This is a genomic window from Hypnocyclicus thermotrophus, from assembly GCF_004365575.1.
GTDB classification, from domain to species: Bacteria; Fusobacteriota; Fusobacteriia; order Fusobacteriales; family Fusobacteriaceae; genus Hypnocyclicus; species Hypnocyclicus thermotrophus.
On record NZ_SOBG01000002.1, the window covers coordinates 273624 to 295118 of the forward strand.

Consider the following 21495-nt stretch of genomic DNA (forward strand, 5'->3'; position numbering starts at 1 on the left):
AATAAAATGAATTATACTACTCAAATGGATGCAGCAAAAAAAGGGATTTTTACTAAACAAATGGAAGAGGTAGTAAAAAATGAAGCAATATCAAAAGAAAAACTTATACAAAAGATAGCAGAAGGGAAAATAGTAATACCAGCTAATAAAAATCATAAAAATCTTATAGGAATAGGAGTAGGAGAAGGCCTTAAAACAAAAGTTAATGTAAATATTGGAGTATCAGAAGATGAATATAGTGAAATAAAAGAACTTAAAAAAGTAGAAAAAGCACTTGAATATAAAGCAGATGCAATAATGGATCTTAGTATATTTGGAGATACTAAAAAATTTAGAAAAAAATTAATAGAAACTTCACCAATAATGATAGGGACTGTACCTATGTACGATGCAGTTGCAAAATATGGGAAAAATATAAAAGATATGACAGTAGATGATTTATTTGAGGTGGTAGAAGAACATTGTCAGGATGGAGTGGATTTTATTACAGTTCATGCTGGGTTTAATAGGATATCAGCAGAAAGGCTTGATAATAATAAAAGACTTACTCATGTAGTTAGTAGAGGAGGTTCTATACTATATCAATGGATGAAACTTAATAATAAAGAAAATCCATTTTATGAATATTATGATAGACTTTTAGAAATATGTAAAAAATATGATGTTACTTTGAGTCTAGGAGATGGACTTAGACCAGGAAGTATAAAAGATTCAACAGATCCATCTCAAATACAAGAATTATTATTTTTGGGCGAACTTACCAAAAGAGCATGGGAGGAAAATGTACAAGTAATGATAGAAGGACCAGGACATATACCATTACACGAGATTGTTACAAATATGCAGATAGAGAAAAAATTATGTCATGGAGCACCATTTTATGTACTTGGACCAGTAGTAACAGATATAGCACCAGGTTATGACCATATTACAGCAGCAATAGGTGGAGCGATAGCGGCATCAAATGGAGCAGATTTTTTATGTTATGTAACTCCAGCAGAACATTTAAGACTTCCAGATATAGATGATATGAAAGAAGGACTTATAGCTACAAGAATAGCAGCACATGCAGCAGATATAGCAAAAGGAATAAAAGGTGCAAAAGATTGGGATAATGCAATGAGTAAAGCTAGAGGAGAGTTAAATTGGGCAAAAATGTTTGATTTAGCTATTGATAAAGAAAAAGCTATTGAATATAGAAAATCATCTATGCCTGAAAATGATGAAGTATGTACAATGTGTGGTGATATGTGCCCAATTAAAAGAATTAAAGAGGTTGAATAAATATGGAAGAGGAGTATTTAATGTATTATAAAAAAGGTGTTGAATTTAGCAAAAATACCAATTTTAAAGCAGATTATATAGTGCCAATAGATAAAAAAGATAAATTTTTTGCTTTAGGATATAGTCATAATACAAAAATACCGTTTAGAGATATTATTTTAGAGAAAGAAAATCAAATATTAAAATACAGTTTTGTAAAAAGTATAATAAAAAATAAATCCATAATTTTAGTCACGATTAAAGTTATAGACGAACATCTAAAATTATTAAATAAAATGAAAAAATACACTCAAAATATAGTTTTAATATCATTGTACTAAATTCGAATATATAATCGCATTACTATATAAAAAAAGATATCAAATTTGTTAAAAAAATATTTTTATTAAAACATATTGACAATTTTGCTCTTTATTGATACTATAAAGATGATTTTAAAATAATATTAAGAACGAAAAGCGAACATAAATTTATAGAAGAAAGTATTTAGAGAATATTTCTTTAACTTTCTTCTATAAAAAAATAAAAACACTCATATAATTCTGTAATATGGTCAGAAGTCTCTACAGGTTACCGTAAATAACCTACTATGAGTGAAATATATTAAGCTATTTTTGTATTATTATGTTTATAAAAGTGCTTAAGAGTGTATTTCACTTATAGAAATATATTCTTAAGCATTTTTTAATTTATAAAATATTTTTAGGAGGAATCAATGAACTGCAGACTTTTTGTAGAAAAGAAAAAAGAGTTTGGTGTAGAAGCTAATAATTTGCTAAATGATTTTGTTGAAAATTTGCAAATAAGGAGTATTGATAATGTAAGGGTATTAAATATATATGATATATTTAATATTGATGAGACTACATTAGATAGAGCTAAGTATACAATTTTTTCAGAACCTGCTGTGGACAATATTGTAAATGTTGAATTAGATAAATTAACTAATTTTTTTGCAACTGAATTTTTGCCAGGGCAATTTGACCAAAGGGCTGATTCTGCGGTTCAATGTATAAAATTAATTAGTGATATTGAAGATGTAGAAGTAAGAAGTGGAAAACTTTTAATATTAGAAGGAAATATTACAAAAGAAGAATTAGAAAAAATAAAATCATATTATATAAATCCTGTCGAAACAAGAGAAAAAGATTTATTCTCGCCTTTAAATATCGAATCACAACCTATTCCAGAAGAAGTATGCACTTTTACAAATTTTATAAATTTCACAGAACGAGAATTAGAACAATTTAGAATAAATAATGGATTTGCTATGTCATTTGAAGATATTAAATTCATACAAGAGTATTTTAAAAATGAAGAAAAAAGAGATCCAACAGAAACAGAGATAAAAGTGCTAGATACATATTGGTCTGATCATTGCAGACATACTACTTTTGAAACAGAAATTTTAAATGTAAAAATAGAAGATGAAGTAATAAAAAAAGCATTTGAAAATTATTTAAATGATAGAGAATATGTACATAATAATAAAAAAACTATGTGTTTAATGGATTTAGCCACTCTTGGTATGAAAAAAATGAGAAAATTAGGTTTGTTAGATGACTTAGAAGTATCAGATGAAATAAATGCATGTAGTATAGAGATAAAGGTAGATGTAAATGGTAAAAAAGAGGATTGGTTATTAATGTTTAAAAATGAAACTCATAATCATCCGACAGAAATAGAACCATTTGGTGGTGCGTCTACATGTATAGGTGGAGCTATAAGAGATCCTTTATCAGGAAGAGCATATGTATATCAAGCAATGAGAATAAGTGGAGCTGCAGATATTACAGAAAAAATTGAAGATACTTTGAAAGGAAAACTTCCACAAAGAGTAATAACAAAAGAAGCAGCTCATGGATATAGTTCATATGGAAATCAAATAGGACTTGCTACTACTTTTGTAAAAGAGATATATGATGAAGGATATAAAGCAAAAAGAATGGAAGTAGGAGCTGTAGTAGGAGCAGTAAAAAAAGAGTATGTAAGAAGAGAAAAACCAAATCCTGGAGATATAGTAATTTTACTTGGAGGTAAAACAGGTAGAGATGGATGTGGAGGAGCTACTGGTTCATCAAAAGAACATAATATTGATTCAATAGTTGAATGCAGTGCAGAAGTACAAAAGGGAAATGCTCCAGAAGAGAGAAAAATTCAAAGATTATTTAGAAATCCAGAAGTAACAAAACTTATTAAAAAAAGCAATGATTTTGGAGCTGGAGGAGTATCAGTAGCAATTGGAGAATTAGCAGATGGACTTGAGATAGATTTAGACAAAGTACCTGTAAAATATTCCGGTTTAAATGGAACAGAGCTGGCAATATCTGAATCACAAGAAAGAATGTCTGTTGTAATAGAAAAAGAAAATTTAGATAAATTTATAAAACTAGCTAATAATGAAAATATAGAAGCAGTTAAAGTAGCAGAGATTACCGATACAAATAGACTTGTAATGAAATGGAAAAATATTACAATAGTAGATATTTCAAGAGAGTTTTTAAATACTAACGGAGCAAGAGCTAAAACAGAAGTTATAGTAGAAAAAGTAGATTATAATAATAGTCCATTTAATATTAATAAAGGGAAGGAACTAAAAGAGAGATTAGTAGAAACTTTAAAAGAATTAAATATAGCGGGGCAAAAAGGACTTGTTGAAATGTTTGATGCAACAATAGGAGCAACAACTGTACTTATGCCATTTGGTGGTAAATACCAATTAAGTGAAACAGAAGGAAGTGTACAAAAAATACCTGTAATAGAAGGAGATACAAATACTGTAAGTGTAATGACATTTGGATATAATCCTAAAATTGCAAAATGGTCACCATATCATGGGGCAGCATATGCTGTAATAGAATCAATAGCAAAAGTAGTAGCTCTTGGAGCGGATTATAAAAATATTAGATTTTCTTTTCAAGAATATTTTGAAAGACTTGGGAAAGATGCAAAAAAATGGGGTAAACCATTTAGTGCTTTACTTGGAGCATTAGATATGCAAAATGCATTTAATTTACCTGCAATAGGTGGAAAAGATAGTATGAGTGGAACTTTTAATGATTTAAATGTGCCACCAACACTTATATCTTTTGCAGTAACAACAACTGATGCAAGTAATATTATTTCTACAGAATTTAAAAAAGCAGATAATTATATATATTTAGTAAAACATAATAAAAATGATGATTTTACTCCAAATGTAGAGGAATTAAAAGAAAATTTTGATTTTATATATAAAAATATAATAAGTAAAAAAATTGTTTCAGCATTTTCTATTAAACATGGAGGAATAGCAGAAGCAATATGTAAAATGAGTTTTGGAAATAAATTGGGAGTGGAAATTAATACAAATATAGATCTATTTGAAATGGATTATGGAAGTATTGTAATTGAAGCTACAGAAAATTTAAATTATAAAAATTTAATTAAATTAGGTAAAATAGTAAATAATAATAAAATAAATATAAATGGAATAGAATTTGATATAGATGAATTAATAAATATATGGCAAGGTAAAATAGAAAAAGTATTTCCTATTTATACTGATAAAAAATCAGAAAAAATAGAAAAAATAGATTATTCTAAAGAAATTTTTATAAAAAAATCATCTAAAGATATTAAACCAAAAGTTTTTATACCTATTTTTCCAGGAACTAACTGTGAATATGATTCTATGAAAGCTTTTGTAAAAGCGGGCGCTGATGTAGAAACTATGGTGTTTAGGAATAGAACACATAATGATATAATTGAATCAATAAATGAAATGAAAAAAAACATAGAAAATTCACAAATAATTATGTTTGCAGGAGGATTTTCTGCAGGAGATGAACCAGATGGTTCAGGTAAATTTATTGCAAATATTTTATTAAATAATGAAATAAAAAGCAGTATAAATAAATTTTTAGAAAAAGATAGCTTAATATTAGGAATATGCAATGGATTTCAAGCACTAGTAAAAAGTGGATTATTACCATATGGAGAAATAGGAAAAATAGATTCAAAAAGTCCAACTCTTACTACAAATAATATAAATAGACATGTATCACAAATGGTTTATACAAGAATAGCATCAACTAAATCACCATGGTTAACAAGTTTTTCTATTGGTGATATTCATAGGATAGTTGTATCACATGGAGAGGGTAAATTTGTAGCATCTAAAGAAATACTAGATGAACTAGTAAAAAATGGTCAAATAATTACACAATATGTAGATTTAGAAGGAAATCCTACAATGAATGGAATATATAACCCAAATGGATCATATATGGCAATTGAAGGGATAATAAGTAAAGATGGAAAAATATTTGGGAAAATGGGACATTCTGAAAGAATGGGAGAAAATTTATATAAAAATATAGATGGTAATAAAGTACAGAATATTTTTGAAAATGGAGTGAAATATTTTAAATAAAGTGAGGATAAAAATGGGAAAAGTAGGAATAATAATGGGAAGTGATTCTGATTTACCAGTAATGAAAGCTGCTGCAGAAATATTGGAAGAATTTAATATTGAATATGAATTAACAGTAGTTTCTGCACATAGAACGGTAGATAGAATGTATGAATATGCAAAAACTGCAGAAGAAAAAGGAATTGATGTAATTATAGCAGGTGCTGGAGGGGCAGCACATTTACCAGGAATGGTTGCAGCAATTACTAATTTACCTGTAATAGGAGTACCTGTAAAGAGCTCTAAATTAAATGGGTTAGATTCTTTACTTTCTATAGTTCAAATGCCAGGCGGAGTACCTGTAGCTACTGTTGCAATAAATGGAGCTAAAAATGCAGGTATATTATCAGCAAAAATAATAGGAATAAAAGATGAAAATATAAGAAAGAAAATAAAATTATATAGTGAAAACATGAAAAAAGAAGTTGAGGAAAAAGCAAAAAGATTAGAAAATATTGGTTTTAAAGAATATTTAAAATAGGGGGAAAAACCTTGAAGACGATTGGTATTATTGGTGGCGGACAATTAGGGAAAATGACAATTTTAGAGGCAAGAAAGATGAGCATCCCAACAATAGTATTAACTACAGAACATCCTTCACCAGCTAGTGAAATTTCAAATGATTATATAGTAGGAGATTTATATGATGATGAAAAAATTTTAGAATTAGCTAACAAATGTGATGTAGTTACATATGAAATAGAACATATCAATGTTAAAATATTAAAAGAAATAGAAAATCAAGGTAAAAAAGTTTATCCAAGTTCTAATGTAATAGAAATTATTCAAGATAAGTCAAAGCAAAAAAAATTATTAAATAATTATAATATTCCTACATCTTATTGGGAATATGTAGATAAAAATAATTTAAAAATACAAATAGAAAAATTTGGTTTTCCAGTTGTACAAAAAAGTTGTACAGGCGGATATGATGGAAAAGGAGTTTTTATACTAAAATCAAAAGATGATATAAAAAATATAATAAAAGAAGAAAGTTATTTTGAAAAATATATTAAATGTAAGAAAGAATTAGCAATTATGATAGCAAGAAATACTAATGGAGAGATAAAAACTTATCCAGTAGTAGAGATGGCCTTTGATGAAAAAACAAATATATGTGATACAGTAATAGTTCCTGCACAAATCTCAAAAGAGATTGGAGAAAAAGCAAAAAAAATTGCTATTGAATGTATAAAAGCACTAGATGGTATTGGAATATTCGGAATTGAATTTTTTCTAACTGAAGATGATGAAATTTTAGTAAATGAAATAGCTCCAAGACCTCATAATTCAGGACATTATACAATTGAAGCATGTACAACATCTCAGTATGAACAATTTTTAAGAGCTATTTTAAATTATCCTTTAGGAGATACTACACTTTTATCTAATGCATGTATGATAAATATATTAGGAGAAGATGGATATCATGGTAAAACTAAAATTAAAAATGAAGAAGAAGTTTTTAAATTACCTAAAACATATTTGCATATTTATGGTAAAAGAGAAACAAGGCCTTTTAGAAAAATGGGACATATAACAGTATTAAATAAAGATATTAATAAAGCAATATCAAATGCTAAAGCAGCAAGAGAAAAATTAAAAATTATTAGTGATTCACTTGGTTAAAATAATTTGGGAGGAATAATGGAGATTATAAAAAAAGAAATGTTATATGAAGGTAAAGCTAAACAAATATTTGCTACAAATGATGAAAATTTAGTAATAATACATTATAAAGATGATGCTACTGCATTTAATGGAGTAAAAAAATCTCAAATAAATAATAAAGGAATTTTAAATAATAAAATAACAGCAATATTATTTGAACAACTTGAAAAACAAGGGGTAAAAACACATTTTAAAGAAAAATTAAATGATAGAGAACAATTATGTGAAAAATTAACTATTTTTCCTCTTGAAGTAATAACAAGAAATATAATAGCTGGAAGTATGGCAAAAAGAGTAGGGATAAAAGAAGGAACAAAACCTAAAAATATAATATTTGAAATATGTTATAAAAACGATGAATATGGAGATCCTTTGATAAATGATCATCATGCAATAGCATTAGGACTTGCAACCTATGATGAATTAAAAGAGATATATACAATTACAGCTAAAATAAATAGGTTATTAAAAGATATGTTTGATAAAGAAGGAATAACATTAGTTGATTTTAAAATTGAATTTGGTAAAAATAATAGAGGTGAAATTTTATTAGCAGACGAAATAACACCAGATACTTGTAGATTATGGGATAAAGAAACAGGAGAAAAATTAGATAAAGATAGATTTAGAAGAAATCTTGGAAATGTAGAAGAAGCTTATATTGAAATTTTAAAAAGATTAGGTGAGTAATATGTATAATTTAACAGATGATAAATTACAAGAAGAATGTGGAATTTTTGGGATTTATTCAAAAGAAAAGAGATCAGATATAGCATCATTGATGTATTATGGTCTTTATGCCTTACAACACAGAGGACAAGAGAGTGCAGGAATTACAGTATTTGATGGTTCCGAAATAAAAGTACATAAGGGAATGGGAAGAGTGGCAGAAGTATTTACTACGCCAAAGCTTAATGAGATGACAGGAAATCTTGCTATTGGACATGTAAGATATTCTACTTGTGGAGATTCTTCTTTAATAAATGCCCAACCATTAGAAGCTCATTGTAAATTAGGATATATTTCAGTTGCTCATAATGGAACTTTAGTAAATTCTAAAATTATAAGAGAGTTATTTGAAGATACGGGGACAATATTTCAAACAACAATAGATTCAGAAATAATATTAAAATTAATATCAAGAAAAGCAAGTAAAGGAATAGATGAAGCGATTCTTGATACGGTAGGAGCTATACAAGGTTCATACGCACTTATTATTGCAAAAGAAAAAAAATTAATAGGGATAAGAGATCCATATGGAATAAGACCTCTTTGTTTAGGACAACTTGAAGATGGGAGTTATGTTCTTAGTTCTGAAAGTTGTGGACTTGATGCAATAGGAGCAAAACTTATAAGAGATATTAATCCAGGAGAAGTACTTATAATAGATGAAGATGGACTACATTCATATCAATATGCAGAAAAAAGTTATAAATCACCTTGTGCATTTGAATATATATATTTTGCTAGACCTGATAGTGAAATGGATGGAATATCAGTATATGAAGCTAGATATCAAGCTGGTAGAAAATTATATGAACAACATAAAATAGATGCAGATATAGTTATTGGTGTACCTGACTCTGGGATTCCTTCAGCTATTGGATTTGCAGAAGCATCAGGTATACCTTATGGAATAGGATTAATAAAAAATAAATATATAGCCCGGACTTTTATAGCACCTACTCAAGAATTAAGAGAAAAAGCTATATCAGTAAAATTAAATGTACTTAAAGCAAATATTGAAAATAAAAGAGTAGTAATAGTAGATGATTCTTTAGTAAGAGGTACGACAAGTAAAAGACTTGTAAAACTTCTCCGTGATGCAGGGGCAAAAGAAGTTCATTTTAGATCAGCTTCTCCAGCAGTAAAATTTCCTTGTTATTTTGGAATTGATACTGCCCATAGAGATGAATTGATTGCTTCTAAAAAAAGTGTAGCAGAAATATGTAAAGAAATAGGAGCAGATTCATTAGAATATTTAGAAATAAATAATTTATTAGATAGTTTAGAAAGTAAAAATTATTGTTTAGGTTGTTTTAATGGAGTATATCCAATATATGCACCAATGGAAAATAATAAATAATTATGGAGGATAATATGATAACATATAAGGATGCAGGTGTAGATAAAGAAGAAGGATACAAGGCAGTTGAAAAAATAAAAGATGCTGTAAAAAAAACACATAATGAAAATGTTTTAAGTGGATTAGGAAGTTTTGGAGCATTTTATGCACTTAGTGATTATAAAAATCCTGTATTAGTTTCTGGAACTGATGGTGTAGGAACAAAATTAGAAATAGCATTTACTACAAAAAAATATGATACAATAGGACAAGATTGTTTTGCTATGTGTGCAAATGATATATTATGTCATGGAGCTAAACCTTTATTTTTTTTAGATTATTTAGCTTGTGGTAAACTTGATTCTGAAGTATCAAAAATAATAGTTGGAGGAGTAGCAGAAGCATGTTATAAAGCAGAATGTGCGTTAGTAGGTGGAGAGACTGCGGAAATGCCAGGATTTTATAAAGAAGGTGATTATGATATAGCGGGATTTTGTGTAGGAGCTGTTGAAAGAGATGAAGTAATAACAGGAGAAGAAATATCAGAAGGGGATACAATAATTGCTGTAAAATCATCGGGAGTACATAGTAATGGATTTTCGTTAGTTAGAAAAATAGTTACAAACTACTATGAAAATTTTAATGGAAAAGAGATATACAAAGAATTGTTAAAACCTACAAAAATATATGTAAAACCTGTATTAGAAGTATTGAAAAAAGTAAAAGTAACTGGTCTTGCACATATAACAGGTGGAGGACTTGTAGAAAATATACCTAGAATTATTCCTGATGGACTTTGTGCTGATATAGAAAAGTCAAATATTCAAATACTTGAAATATTTAAATATCTTCAATCAAAAGGTGTACCAGAAAATGAAATGTGGGGAACATTTAATATGGGGGTAGGCTTTGTAATAATAGCAAAAGATAAATATAAATCTGAAATAATAGAAATATTAAAACAAAATAAAGAAGAAGCATATGTAATAGGGAAAATAATTAAAGGGGAAGAAAAAATATGCTTAAGATAGTTGTACTAATATCAGGTAGTGGTAGTAATCTTCAATCAATAATAGATGCAATTGAAGAAAAAAAACTTAATGCAAAAATAGAATGTGTGATTTCAGATAGAGAAGCATACGGAATTGAAAGAGCTAAAAAACATAATATAAAAACATATTTATTTAATAGAAAAGAATTAAAAAAAAATCTTTTTAATGAAATAGAAAAAGTTATTTCAAATGATATAGATTTAATTATATTAGCTGGATTTTTATCAATTGTATCATCTGAATTTATAAAAAAATGGGAAAATAAAATAATAAATATTCACCCATCACTTTTACCAAAATTTGGAGGAAAAGGTATGTATGGAATGAATGTACATAGAGCAGTAGTTGAAAATAAAGAAATTGAATCAGGATGTACAGTGCATTTTGTAACAAATGAAATTGATGGTGGAGAAATAATAGCCCAAAAAAAAGTACCAGTATATGAAAAAGATACAGCAGAAGATGTACAAAAAAGGGTATTAGAAAAAGAACACGAGTTATTAGTGGAAGCAATAAAAATACTTGAAAAAGATAAAAAAAAACGATAATATATAGATAAATAAAATCTTGTATGACCGGCGGATAATGTGGGAAAAACTCACAGGGATTACAAGAGGATATATAAGAGCCGACCGCCTGGGCAAATTCTAGTAGAGAATTTCTGCTGTTTTTGTCTAGGCGGTTTTTATTTATAAAAAAGTAATTATAATAAAATCAAAATATATTTTTATGAGTGTAAAATAAGTTTATTAATTTTTAATATTAAAATATAAATTTAGGAGGGATACAATGAGAGCTTTAATTAGTGTATCAGACAAGACTGGTATAGTCGAATTTGCTAAGGAACTTGCAAATTTAGGAATTGAAATAATTTCAACTGGAGGAACATCTAAAAAGCTAGAAGAAGCAGGAATAAACGTAATAGGGATATCAGAAATAACTGGATTTCCTGAATGTCTTGATGGTAGAGTAAAAACTCTTCATCCAAATATTCATGCTGGACTTTTAGCAATAAGAGATAATAAAGATCATATGAATCAAATTAAAGAATTAAACATAACTCCTATTGATATTGTTGTGGTAAATTTATATCCATTCAAAGAGACTATATTAAAAGAAGGAGTAACCAGAGAAGAAGCAATAGAAAATATAGATATTGGAGGGCCAACGATGCTTCGTTCTGCTGCTAAAAATTTTCAAGATGTATCAGTAATTGTTGATCCAAAAGATTATGCAATAATAATAGGGGAATTAAAAGAAAATAAAAAAATATCTAAAAAAACAAATTTTTATTTAGCTAAAAAAGTATTTGAACATACAGCTCATTATGATTCATTGATAGCTGATTATTTAAGAAAAGAATATGAAAAAGAAGAAAATAAAAAAGAGTTTCCAGAAACAATTACTTTAACTTTTGAAAAAGTTCAAGATATGAGATATGGAGAAAATCCTCATCAAGCAGCAGCATTTTATAAAGAAGTAGTAAGAGATAAAGGTTTTTTAACAGATGCAATTCAATTACATGGAAAAGCATTATCATATAATAACATTAATGATACAAATGGAGCACTTGAACTATTAAAAGAATTTGATAAACCTACAATTGTAGCTTGTAAACATGCTAATCCATGTGGTGTAGGAAGTGCTGATGATATTTATGAAGCATATATGAAAGCATATAATGCAGACCCAGTATCAATATTTGGTGGAATAGTTGTATCGAACAGAGAGATAGATGAAAGAGTAGCTACAGAAATTAATAAGATATTTATAGAAATAGTTGTAGCTCCTTCATTTACAGAAAAAGCACTTGAAATATTAAAAGCTAAGAAAAATATAAGATTATTAATTCTTGATAATATTACAAATAAATATAGCACTGATGCATATGATCTAAAAAAAGTAGGAGGAGGCTTATTAATACAAGAAGTAGATAATTTATTATTACAAGATGAATTAGAAGTAGTAACAGATAGAAAACCTACAGAAAAAGAAATTGCTGATATGATGTTTGCATGGAAAGTAGTAAAATATGCAAAATCAAATGGTATAGCAATAGCAAAAGATGAAACTTCACTTGGAGTAGGACCAGGACAAGTAAATAGAATATGGGCATGTAAACAAGCAATAGAACACGCAGGAGAACATTTGGGAGTAGATATATTAAAAGGAGCAGCACTTGCTTCAGATGCATTTTTTCCATTTTCTGATTCAGTAGAAGAAGCAGCTAAAGCGGGAATTACAGCTATTATTCAACCAGGAGGCTCTATAAGAGATAAAGATTCAATAGAAGCTTGTAATAAATATGGAATAGCTATGGTATTTACTAAAATGAGACATTTTAGACATTAATATAAAAAAAGTTTAATCAAAAAATTTAATGCTAATTTTATGAAAATATTATAAGTTCGAAATTAGTTTCAAAAAATAAAGATTAGGAGGAGAAATGAAACTATTAGTTATTGGTAGTGGTGGAAGAGAACATGCAATTGTATGGAAAATGTCGCAAAATCCAAAAGTAACTAAAATTTATGCCTGTCCAGGAAATGCAGGAACTCAAAGTATTAGTATTTGTGAGAATATAGAGCTTATAAATATAGATGATATAATTGAATTTGCTAAAAAAGAAAATATTGAATTAACAATACTTGGTAGTGAAGAATTATTAGTTGCTGGAATAGTAGATAAATTTAAAGAAAATGGACTTGTTGCTTTTGGACCACATAAAGCAGCAGCTATACTAGAAGGAAGTAAAGCATTTGCAAAAGAATTTATGTTGAAATATGGAATAAAAACAGCAGCTTATAAAAAATTTGATAATTATAAAGCAGCTAAAAAATATTTAGAAGAAATAGAATATCCAACAGTAATAAAAGCTAGTGGACTCGCAGCAGGAAAAGGTGTAATAATCTGTGAAACTAAAGAGAATGCAGAAACAGCAGTAAAAGAGATAATGCTTGATAAAAAATTTGGTGATTCAGGAAATGAAATAGTAATTGAAGAATTCTTAACAGGAGTAGAAGCATCAATATTATCAATATATGATGGAAAAACTATACTTCCATTTATATCAGCAAAAGATCATAAAAAAATTGGGGAAAATGAAACAGGATTAAATACTGGTGGAATGGGAGTGATTGCACCAAATCCATATGTTACTAATGAAGTTTTAGATAAATTTAATAAAGATATTTTAGAACCAACTTTAAAAGGATTAAAAGAAGAAAACTTAAAATTTTGTGGATTTATATTCTTTGGATTAATGATAAATGAAAAAGGAGTATATTTACTTGAGTATAATATGAGGATGGGGGATCCTGAAACTCAAGCAATATTACCTTTAATGAAATCAGATTTTGTGGATATAATAATAGCTGCTCAAAATCAAAAACTTAATGAGATAGAAGTAGAATGGGAAGAGAAAAATAGCTGTTGTGTAGTGGCTGTATCAGGTGGTTATCCAGAAGCTTATGAAAAAGGATATGAAATAAAAAATATTGAAAATATTGATAATCTGTTATTTTTAGCGGGGGCAAAAAATAATGATAATAAAATAGTAACTAACGGGGGAAGAGTATTAAATATAGTTGCTATTGGAGACGCACTTGATATTGCAAGAAAAAAAGCATATAATGATATAGAAAAAGTTGATTTTAAAAAGAAATATTTTAGAAGAGATATCGGAATCGTAAAATAGAAGTTTTAGAATATAAAAAAAGTATAAAAAGTGGAAAATTTATAGTTAAAAAAGTATGAATACAGGAGGTAAAAGATTGAAAACTGATGTACAAATCTCTCAAAAAGCAAAATTAGAACCAATTTATAAAATTGCAGAAAAAATGGGTTTAACAGAAAATGATATAGAAATTTATGGGAAATATAAAGCAAAAATAAACTTAGATATATTAAAAAAAGAAGTAAAAAAAGATACAAAATTAATACTTACTACAGCAATAACACCAACACCTGCTGGAGAAGGAAAATCAACTACATCAATTGGGCTAGGAATGGCATTAAATAAAATAGGTAAAAAAACAGTAATCGCATTAAGAGAACCATCACTTGGACCATGTTTTGGGATGAAAGGTGGAGCTACAGGTGGTGGATATGCGCAAGTTGTACCAATGGAGGATATAAACCTTCATTTTACAGGTGATATACATGCTATAACAGCAGCGAATAATTTATTATGTTCTATGATAGATAATCATATAAAATGGGGAAATGAGCTTAAAATTGATGTAAATAATATTCTTTTTAAAAGAGCAGTTGATTTAAATGATAGAGCTTTAAGAGAGATTGTCATCGCTCTAGGAGGTAAAGCAAATGGAATTCCTAGAGAAGATTCATTTTTGATAACTGTAGCATCAGAAGTAATGGCTATACTTTGTTTAGCAGAAAATATATTTGATTTAAAAGAAAAATTGGGGGAAATAGTTTTTGCGTATGATATAGAAGGAAATCCGTTAAAAGCTAAACAATTAAAAGCAAATGGAGCAATGGCAGCATTATTAAAAGAAGCAATAAAACCAAATTTAGTTCAAACTATTGAAAATACACCAGCTATAATTCATGGGGGGCCTTTTGCAAATATAGCGCATGGATGTAATTCGGTAGTTGCAACTAAAGCAGCTATGCAACTTGGAGATTATGTAGTTACAGAAGCTGGTTTTGCTGCAGATTTAGGAGCAGAAAAATTTTTAAATATAAAATGTAGAAAAGCTGATTTAAAGCCAAATTGTATAGTGATTGTAGCTACAGTTAGAGCTTTAAAAATGCACGGGGGAATAAAAAAAGAAGATTTGAATATAAGAAATCTTGAAGCACTTGTTAAAGGAATGGAAAATCTGGAGAAACATATAGAAAATATGCAAAAATTTAATATACCTATTGTTGTAGCAATAAATGAGTTTCCTACAGATACAAAAGAAGAGCTTGATTTAGTAGAAAAAATTTGTAATGATCTTGGAGTAGAAGTAGCACTTTCTCAAGTATGGGCAAAAGGAGGAGAAGGAGGAATAGAATTAGCTAATAAAGTAGTAAATTTAATAGAAAATAAACCTTCTAATTTTAAACCATTATATGACTTAGATATAACTATTCAAGAAAAAATAGAAAAAATTTGTACTGAAATTTATGGTGCAGATGGTGTAAATTATAGTAAAAAAGCATTAAATAAAATAAAAAAATTTGAAGAACTAGGATATGGTAAATTGCCAGTATGTATGGCAAAAACTCAAAACTCAATATCAGATAAACCAGAATTAAAAGGTAGACCAAAAGGATTTAAAGTGGATATAGCTGATTTAAATATATCAGCAGGAGCTGGATTTATAGTTGTATTAACGGGGGAAATTTTAACTATGCCAGGACTACCTAAAAAACCTGCTGCTGAAAATATTGATATTGATGAAAATGGAAATATAATAGGATTATTTTAAAAAAGAGCCTTTAGGCTCTTTTTTTATATTTTCAAATATATTATAAATTGATGATAAAAGTTCAAGCATGAAATTAAATCCTAATATCATTAAGGATGATGTACCGCTCTCTAAAATAGTATAATAGAATAATATTTTTGTTGTTATTTTTTATTTTAGACTATCTATTATTTTATATTTAAAATTGTTATACGATTCATAATTTAATTCAATTATTTCAATATTCGCTTGTTCCATTATTTTTAAACCTTCTTGATCTCTATCATATTTTTTTAAAAATACAACTCGTTTTATACCAGAAGCTATTATCATTTTAGTACAATGTCTGCAAGGAGAATATTTAACATATATAGTAGCATCTTTTATAGCGATTCCTTGCCTAGCTGCCCAACTAATAGCATTTTGCTCTGCGTGAAGTTCATGAATATCACTCCAAATATGATGTTCTTTTGAAAAATTTTTTTTTGATTTGTCTTCATTTTTAAAAATATCATCACAATTATCAAGACCTTTTGGAGTACCATTATATCCAATAGATAATATTCTACCTTCTTTTACTATCATTGCAGCAACTTGTAATCTTTGACAATGTGATTGTTTTGCTAAAATTTCAGTTTGTAACATAAACATTAAATCATCATTAAATTTTCCCATATTATTTATGTATAAAACATACTCCCTTCTATAGATTTTTTATATTATAAAATATATTTGTATTTTATTCAAATAAAAATTAAGCGACAAATAAATTGTCGCTTAAAAATATTTTTAACAAATTATTTTAATTCTATTAATAATTCTCCACTTTTTACTTGTTTACCTTCTTTTATTAATATTCTATCTACTACACCAGCTGATTTAGCTGTAATATTTGTTTCCATTTTCATAGCTTCTATTACAATAAGACTTTGATTTTCTTCTACAGTATCTCCCTCTTTTACAAGTATTTTTGTAATAGTTCCAGGAATACTGGCACCAATTTCAAATGGATTATTAGGGTCAGCTATTTCAACACCTTCTATTTTTTCAAGAGTTTGTATTTCTGTGATATCTTTTATTTTAATATCTCTTCTATTACCATTTACTTCAAAAGAAACTGTCCTAAACCCTTCATTATCTATTTTTGAAATAGAAACTAATTTTATAGATAAAGTTTTACCTTCTTTAATTTTTATTTCTGTAATTTCTCCTTCGCTTAATCCATGGAAATATACATCGCTTCCTATAACAGAGAAATCACCATTTTCTTTTATATATTTTAAATATGCATCAAATACGTCAGGATATAGTGCATAACTAATAATATCTTCTTCTGTTGGCTCTATATTATGTGTTTCTTTTAGATGCTCTTTTATTTTTTCAAAATTTTCTGGTTCTAATAATTCACCAGGTCTACAAGTTATCGGTTTTTCTCCTTTTAATACTATTTTTTGTAAATCTTCAGGAAATCCAAATTCTGGTTGTCCCATCATTCCTTTAAAATAAGCAACAACAGAATCTGGAAAAGCTAAATCTTTTCCTTTTTCTAAGATATTGTTAGGAGTTAATCCATTTTGTACCATGAATATAGCTAAATCTCCGACCATTTTTGATGAAGGAGTCACTTTTACTATATCACCAAGCATATCATTTACATATTTAAACATTTCTTTAACTTCGTCAAATCTATCTCCAAGTCCAAAACTCTCTACTTGTGGTTTTAAATTAGAATATTGTCCACCAGGAATTTCATATCTATATATTTCTGTAGTACCTGATTTTAAATCAGATTCAAATTTTTCGTATACAGGTCTTACTGCTGACCAATAATCTGATATTTTTTGAATATTTTTTAAATTTACTCCAGTATCTCTATCTGTATTTTCAAGAGCAGCGACAACAGAATCAAGTGATGGTTGACTTGTAAGTCCAGACATAGCACTAAATGCAGTATCTACTATATCTACTCCAGCTTCTGTAGCCATAAGAATAGTAGCCACCCCGTTACCGGTAGTATCATGTGTATGTAAATGGATAGGGAGAGATATATTTTCTTTTAATGCTTTAACTAATTTGTATGCTGCATAAGGTTTAAGTAAAGCAGACATATCTTTTATTCCTAAAATATGTGCACCAGCATCTTCGATTTCTTTTGCTTTTTTTATATAATATTCTAAAGTGTATTTATTTTTCTTTGGATTTAAAATATCTCCAGTATAACAAATACAGGCTTCAGCTATTTTCCCTTGATTTTTAACTTCATCAATAGCAACTTCCATACCTTTTATCCAGTTTAAAGAATCAAATATTCTAAATACATCTACTCCGTTTTCAGCAGCTTTTCTAATAAATTCTCTAATCACATTATCAGGATAATTTTTATATCCAACAGCATTTGAGCCTCTTATAAGCATTTGAAGCATTATATTAGGAACTCTTTTTCTTATTTCTCTAAGTCTTTTCCAAGGATTTTCTTTTAAAAATCTATATGAAACATCAAATGTTGCACCACCCCAAGCTTCTAAAGAAAATAAATCTTTTGCAAGCATAGCGGTAGGAGTAGCTATCTTTAACATATCAATGGTTCTTACTCTTGTTGCAATGAGTGATTGATGAGCATCTCTAAGAGTAGTATCAGTTAAAAGTAATTTTTTTTGAGCTTTAATCCAGTTAACTACTCCTTCTGGACCTCTTTCATCAAGAATTTGTTTAGTACCTTTGATATTTGGCGAAAGCTTGATATCTGGAATAATAGGAACATCAAAATCTTTTTTTATTCCATGAGTTTCATTTACAACTTTTTCGCCTATAAATTTTAACATATGGTATTCATAATCTTTTTTTTCTTTAAATTCAAATAATTCGGGATGATTTCCAATGAAATTAGTATTACAAGTACCATTTTTAAATTCAGTATGGTTTAATACATTTATTAAAAAATCAATATTAGTTTTTACCCCAACAATTTTTATTTCTTTTAAAGCACGAAGTGATTTTTTTACAACATCCTCAAAAGTTCGTCCATGAGTAATCACTTTTACTAATAAGCTATCGTAATACGGACTTATTTCTGCTCCAGCATAACCATTTCCACCGTCAAGTCTTACTCCAAATCCAGAGCCAGTTCTATATACTTCAATTTTACCTGTATCAGGTGCGAAGTTATTTTTGGGATCTTCCGTAGTTACTCTACATTGTATAGAGTATCCTATTGGAACTATGTCTTCTTGAGATTTTATACCAATTTCGCTAGAATCAAGTCTATGACCTTCAGCAATTAAAATTTGAGATTGAACTATATCAATTCCTGTAGTCATTTCAGTAATAGTATGTTCTACTTGTACTCTTGGGTTCATTTCAATAAAATAATGGTCACCATTTTGATCTACTAAAAATTCCATAGTTCCAGCATTTTGATATTTAACTACTCTAGCAATTTTTAATGCATCATTACATATTGCATCTCTTTTTTCTTTACTTAAAGTAAGAGCAGGAGTAAATTCAACTACTTTCTGATGTCTTCTTTGTACAGAACAATCTCTTTCATATAGGTGCACAATATTCCCGTATTTATCCCCTAATATCTGTACTTCTATATGTTTTGGATTTTCCAAAAATTTCTCTATAAAAATATCATCTATTCCAAAAGCTTTTTTAGCTTCACTTTTAGCACTTTTAAATGCATATACAAATTCCTCTTCAGAACGAGCAATTCTCATTCCTCTACCACCACCACCAGCAGCAGCTTTTATCATTACAGGGAATTTTATAGTTTTAGCATATTCTAATCCTTCTTCTATACTTTTTACTGGTTTTTCTATACCAGGTATAGTAGGAACTTCAGCTTTATGAGCAACAAGTTTAGATTGGATTTTATCTCCTAAATTTTCCATCATTTCAGCTGTTGGACCTATAAATTCAATACCTTCTTCTGCACAACGTCTTGCAAATTCTGAATTTTCTGATAAAAATCCATATCCAGGATGGATAGCATCAACAGCTTTATGTTTAGCTAATTTTATTATTCCCTCAATATCTAAATAAGCTTCAATAGGCCCTTTATCTTTACCTATTAAATAAGCTTCGTCAGCTTTAGACCTAAAAAGTGCATTTTTATCTTCTTCTGTATAGATAGCAACACTTCGTATCCCTAATTCTTTACATGCTCTAATAACTCTAATAGCAATTTCCCCTCTATTTGCTATAAGAATTTTTTTAAATTTCCTCGCCATATTTTACCACCTTTCTTCATACTGTATCCCTGACAATTATATTAATGTTTATTATAAATATAGTATATAAAAAACAATTAAAAATTTCAAGATATAAATATCTGTCCATTTTTTTTTACTAATTATACCATTTTTTTGGAAAAGTGTCTAGTATAAATTTTACTTGATAAAAAAGTAGCAATAGGTACAACAATAACAATTCCAATACTTCCAGCAAGTCCTCTAAGCAATTCTATTAAAATAAACTCAGTATTTAAGACTCTAATTAATGGAAATTTACTATTTTGAGCTACTATTAATAATATTGTAAAAATAGAACTTCCTACATAAGCTAAAATAAGAGTATTAACCATAGTTCCAATAACATCTTTTCCTATATTCATTCCTGAGTTTATTAATTCTTTTTCATTCATTTCTGGATTTTGTTCTTTTAATTCCCAAAGTGCAGATGAAATTGATACTCCAATATCCATTACAGCTCCAAGAGCTCCTATTATTATTCCAGCTGAAACTATTTCTTTTAAATTTACTTGCCCTAATATATACATATAGCTATAACTTTCTGTATTGCTATATCCTGTTATATTTAAATATTTTACAAATATTAAAGAAATTATACCAGAAAAAATTACTCCTAATAAAGTAGAAATAATAGCTACAATTTTTTTAATACTATTATCATTATTTAAATAAATAGTAATTACAGTAGATAAAGTACTAAAAATAACAGCTAGAACAATAGGTGAATAGCCTTTTAATATTCCAGGAATTAATAATTTATATACAAATAATAATGAAATAATAAGAGCAATTATGGCCTTAATACCACTTTTTTTAGCTATTAAAACAACTAAAGTTAAAAATATACTTATTAAAATAATAATAGCTACATTATTATTAAAGCTAAAAATATAGTATTCCTGATTTTCATCTTCAGTATATTTATAAAGAACTATTTTAGATCCTTTTTTTATATTCAAATTATAAATTTTATTTTTATAAATAGGATATTTTAAAGTTATAATTTGATTTTTATAATTTTTATCAAGAATTTTAATTTTGAGGTTTAAATAATATTCGACATTTTCATCTTCTTGAGTTGCTTTTTCTTTTGATAAAATATTAATAATTTTTGCTGATAAATATTCTTCTTTGATATCATTTGCAAATGATAAAGTACTTATAAAAATTAACATTAATAATAAAATTTTTTTCATTAATCTACTCCTTTTTTATAATTGAAATAGTTACTATAAAACTATTTTTATAAATCTCTGTACTGAGATTTTTCTTAATTGTTATTGTATATTTTTTTATT

General features: G+C 27.6%; 15 protein-coding genes and 2 riboswitches. Of the genes, 12 read left to right on the forward strand and 3 right to left on the reverse strand.

Going from position 1 to position 21495, the window contains the following annotated elements:
- The first annotated feature begins 6 nt into the window (after positions 1–6).
- From thiC to EV215_RS03355, 12 genes are all read left to right on the forward strand, one after another.
- Positions 7–1284: a phosphomethylpyrimidine synthase ThiC gene (thiC, locus tag EV215_RS03300; protein WP_134112566.1), complete on the forward strand. Its 1278-nt coding sequence runs from the start codon at positions 7–9 to the stop codon at positions 1282–1284.
- 20 nt (positions 1285–1304) lie between these two features.
- Entirely contained in the window at positions 1305–1604 is a 300-nt protein-coding gene (locus tag EV215_RS03305; RefSeq protein WP_134112567.1) for a hypothetical protein, read from the forward strand.
- 192 nt (positions 1605–1796) lie between these two features.
- Positions 1797–1894: riboswitch (purine riboswitch) on the forward strand.
- A 105-nt stretch (positions 1895–1999) separates the two neighbouring features.
- Positions 2000–5698 (forward strand): phosphoribosylformylglycinamidine synthase, encoded by a 3699-nt coding sequence (locus tag EV215_RS03310; protein ID WP_134112568.1) that lies wholly within the window; start codon positions 2000–2002, stop codon positions 5696–5698.
- Between the two features lie 13 nt (positions 5699–5711).
- Positions 5712–6218: a 5-(carboxyamino)imidazole ribonucleotide mutase gene (gene purE / locus EV215_RS03315; RefSeq protein ID WP_134112569.1), complete on the forward strand. Its 507-nt coding sequence runs from the start codon at positions 5712–5714 to the stop codon at positions 6216–6218.
- 11 nt (positions 6219–6229) lie between these two features.
- Positions 6230–7366, forward strand: coding sequence for a 5-(carboxyamino)imidazole ribonucleotide synthase (locus EV215_RS03320; RefSeq protein WP_134112570.1), 1137 nt, complete (start codon positions 6230–6232; stop codon positions 7364–7366).
- An 18-nt stretch (positions 7367–7384) separates the two neighbouring features.
- Positions 7385–8098 (forward strand): phosphoribosylaminoimidazolesuccinocarboxamide synthase, encoded by a 714-nt coding sequence (gene purC / locus EV215_RS03325; RefSeq protein ID WP_371682581.1) that lies wholly within the window; start codon positions 7385–7387, stop codon positions 8096–8098.
- Position 8099: 1 nt separating this feature from the next.
- Positions 8100–9494: an amidophosphoribosyltransferase gene (gene purF, locus EV215_RS03330; protein WP_134112571.1), complete on the forward strand. Its 1395-nt coding sequence runs from the start codon at positions 8100–8102 to the stop codon at positions 9492–9494.
- A gap of 14 nt (positions 9495–9508) precedes the next feature.
- Positions 9509–10504, forward strand: coding sequence for a phosphoribosylformylglycinamidine cyclo-ligase (gene purM / locus EV215_RS03335; protein ID WP_134112572.1), 996 nt, complete (start codon positions 9509–9511; stop codon positions 10502–10504).
- Positions 10492–11073 (forward strand): phosphoribosylglycinamide formyltransferase, encoded by a 582-nt coding sequence (gene purN / locus EV215_RS03340; protein ID WP_134112573.1) that lies wholly within the window; start codon positions 10492–10494, stop codon positions 11071–11073. Before purM ends, purN begins: the two co-directional genes overlap by 13 nt.
- Before the next feature lie 13 nt (positions 11074–11086).
- A riboswitch (ZMP/ZTP riboswitch) is annotated at positions 11087–11174 on the forward strand.
- 140 nt (positions 11175–11314) lie between these two features.
- Positions 11315–12877, forward strand: a complete 1563-nt coding sequence (gene purH, locus EV215_RS03345; RefSeq protein WP_134112574.1) for a bifunctional phosphoribosylaminoimidazolecarboxamide formyltransferase/IMP cyclohydrolase — start codon at positions 11315–11317, stop codon at positions 12875–12877.
- A gap of 94 nt (positions 12878–12971) precedes the next feature.
- Positions 12972–14222, forward strand: a complete 1251-nt coding sequence (purD, locus tag EV215_RS03350) for a phosphoribosylamine--glycine ligase (protein ID WP_134112575.1) — start codon at positions 12972–12974, stop codon at positions 14220–14222.
- A 55-nt stretch (positions 14223–14277) separates the two neighbouring features.
- Positions 14278–15966 (forward strand): formate--tetrahydrofolate ligase, encoded by a 1689-nt coding sequence (locus EV215_RS03355; RefSeq protein WP_134112576.1) that lies wholly within the window; start codon positions 14278–14280, stop codon positions 15964–15966.
- 150 nt (positions 15967–16116) lie between these two features.
- Here EV215_RS03355 and EV215_RS03360 read toward each other — a convergent pair whose 3' ends face one another.
- The 3 genes from EV215_RS03360 to EV215_RS03370 form a co-directional block, all read right to left on the reverse strand.
- Positions 16117–16620, reverse strand: a complete 504-nt coding sequence (locus tag EV215_RS03360) for a deoxycytidylate deaminase (RefSeq protein ID WP_208320324.1) — start codon at positions 16618–16620, stop codon at positions 16117–16119.
- Between the two features lie 122 nt (positions 16621–16742).
- Positions 16743–20177 (reverse strand): pyruvate carboxylase, encoded by a 3435-nt coding sequence (locus EV215_RS03365; protein WP_134112578.1) that lies wholly within the window; start codon positions 20175–20177, stop codon positions 16743–16745.
- A gap of 122 nt (positions 20178–20299) precedes the next feature.
- Positions 20300–21394 carry a YibE/F family protein gene (locus EV215_RS03370; RefSeq protein ID WP_134112579.1) on the reverse strand — a complete coding sequence of 365 codons (1095 nt, stop codon included), beginning with the start codon at positions 21392–21394 and terminating at the stop codon, positions 20300–20302.
- Positions 21395–21495 lie beyond the last annotated feature (101 nt).

Excerpts from the sequence above, each read along its gene's own strand:
- thiC (WP_134112566.1), top strand. The coding sequence starts at position 7 with ATGAATTATACTACTCAAATGGATGCAGCAAAAAAAGGGATTTTTACT.
- EV215_RS03305 (WP_134112567.1), top strand. The coding sequence starts at position 1,305 with ATGTATTATAAAAAAGGTGTTGAATTTAGCAAAAATACCAATTTTAAA.
- EV215_RS03310 (WP_134112568.1), top strand. The coding sequence starts at position 2,000 with ATGAACTGCAGACTTTTTGTAGAAAAGAAAAAAGAGTTTGGTGTAGAA.
- purE (WP_134112569.1), top strand. The coding sequence starts at position 5,712 with ATGGGAAAAGTAGGAATAATAATGGGAAGTGATTCTGATTTACCAGTA.
- purC (WP_371682581.1), top strand. The coding sequence starts at position 7,385 with ATGGAGATTATAAAAAAAGAAATGTTATATGAAGGTAAAGCTAAACAA.
- purF (WP_134112571.1), top strand. The coding sequence starts at position 8,100 with ATGTATAATTTAACAGATGATAAATTACAAGAAGAATGTGGAATTTTT.
- purM (WP_134112572.1), top strand. The coding sequence starts at position 9,509 with ATGATAACATATAAGGATGCAGGTGTAGATAAAGAAGAAGGATACAAG.
- purN (WP_134112573.1), top strand. The coding sequence starts at position 10,492 with ATGCTTAAGATAGTTGTACTAATATCAGGTAGTGGTAGTAATCTTCAA.
- purH (WP_134112574.1), top strand. The coding sequence starts at position 11,315 with ATGAGAGCTTTAATTAGTGTATCAGACAAGACTGGTATAGTCGAATTT.
- purD (WP_134112575.1), top strand. The coding sequence starts at position 12,972 with ATGAAACTATTAGTTATTGGTAGTGGTGGAAGAGAACATGCAATTGTA.
- EV215_RS03355 (WP_134112576.1), top strand. The coding sequence starts at position 14,278 with ATGAATACAGGAGGTAAAAGATTGAAAACTGATGTACAAATCTCTCAA.
- EV215_RS03360 (WP_208320324.1), bottom strand. The coding sequence starts at position 16,620 with ATGGGAAAATTTAATGATGATTTAATGTTTATGTTACAAACTGAAATT.
- EV215_RS03365 (WP_134112578.1), bottom strand. The coding sequence starts at position 20,177 with ATGGCGAGGAAATTTAAAAAAATTCTTATAGCAAATAGAGGGGAAATT.
- EV215_RS03370 (WP_134112579.1), bottom strand. The coding sequence starts at position 21,394 with ATGAAAAAAATTTTATTATTAATGTTAATTTTTATAAGTACTTTATCA.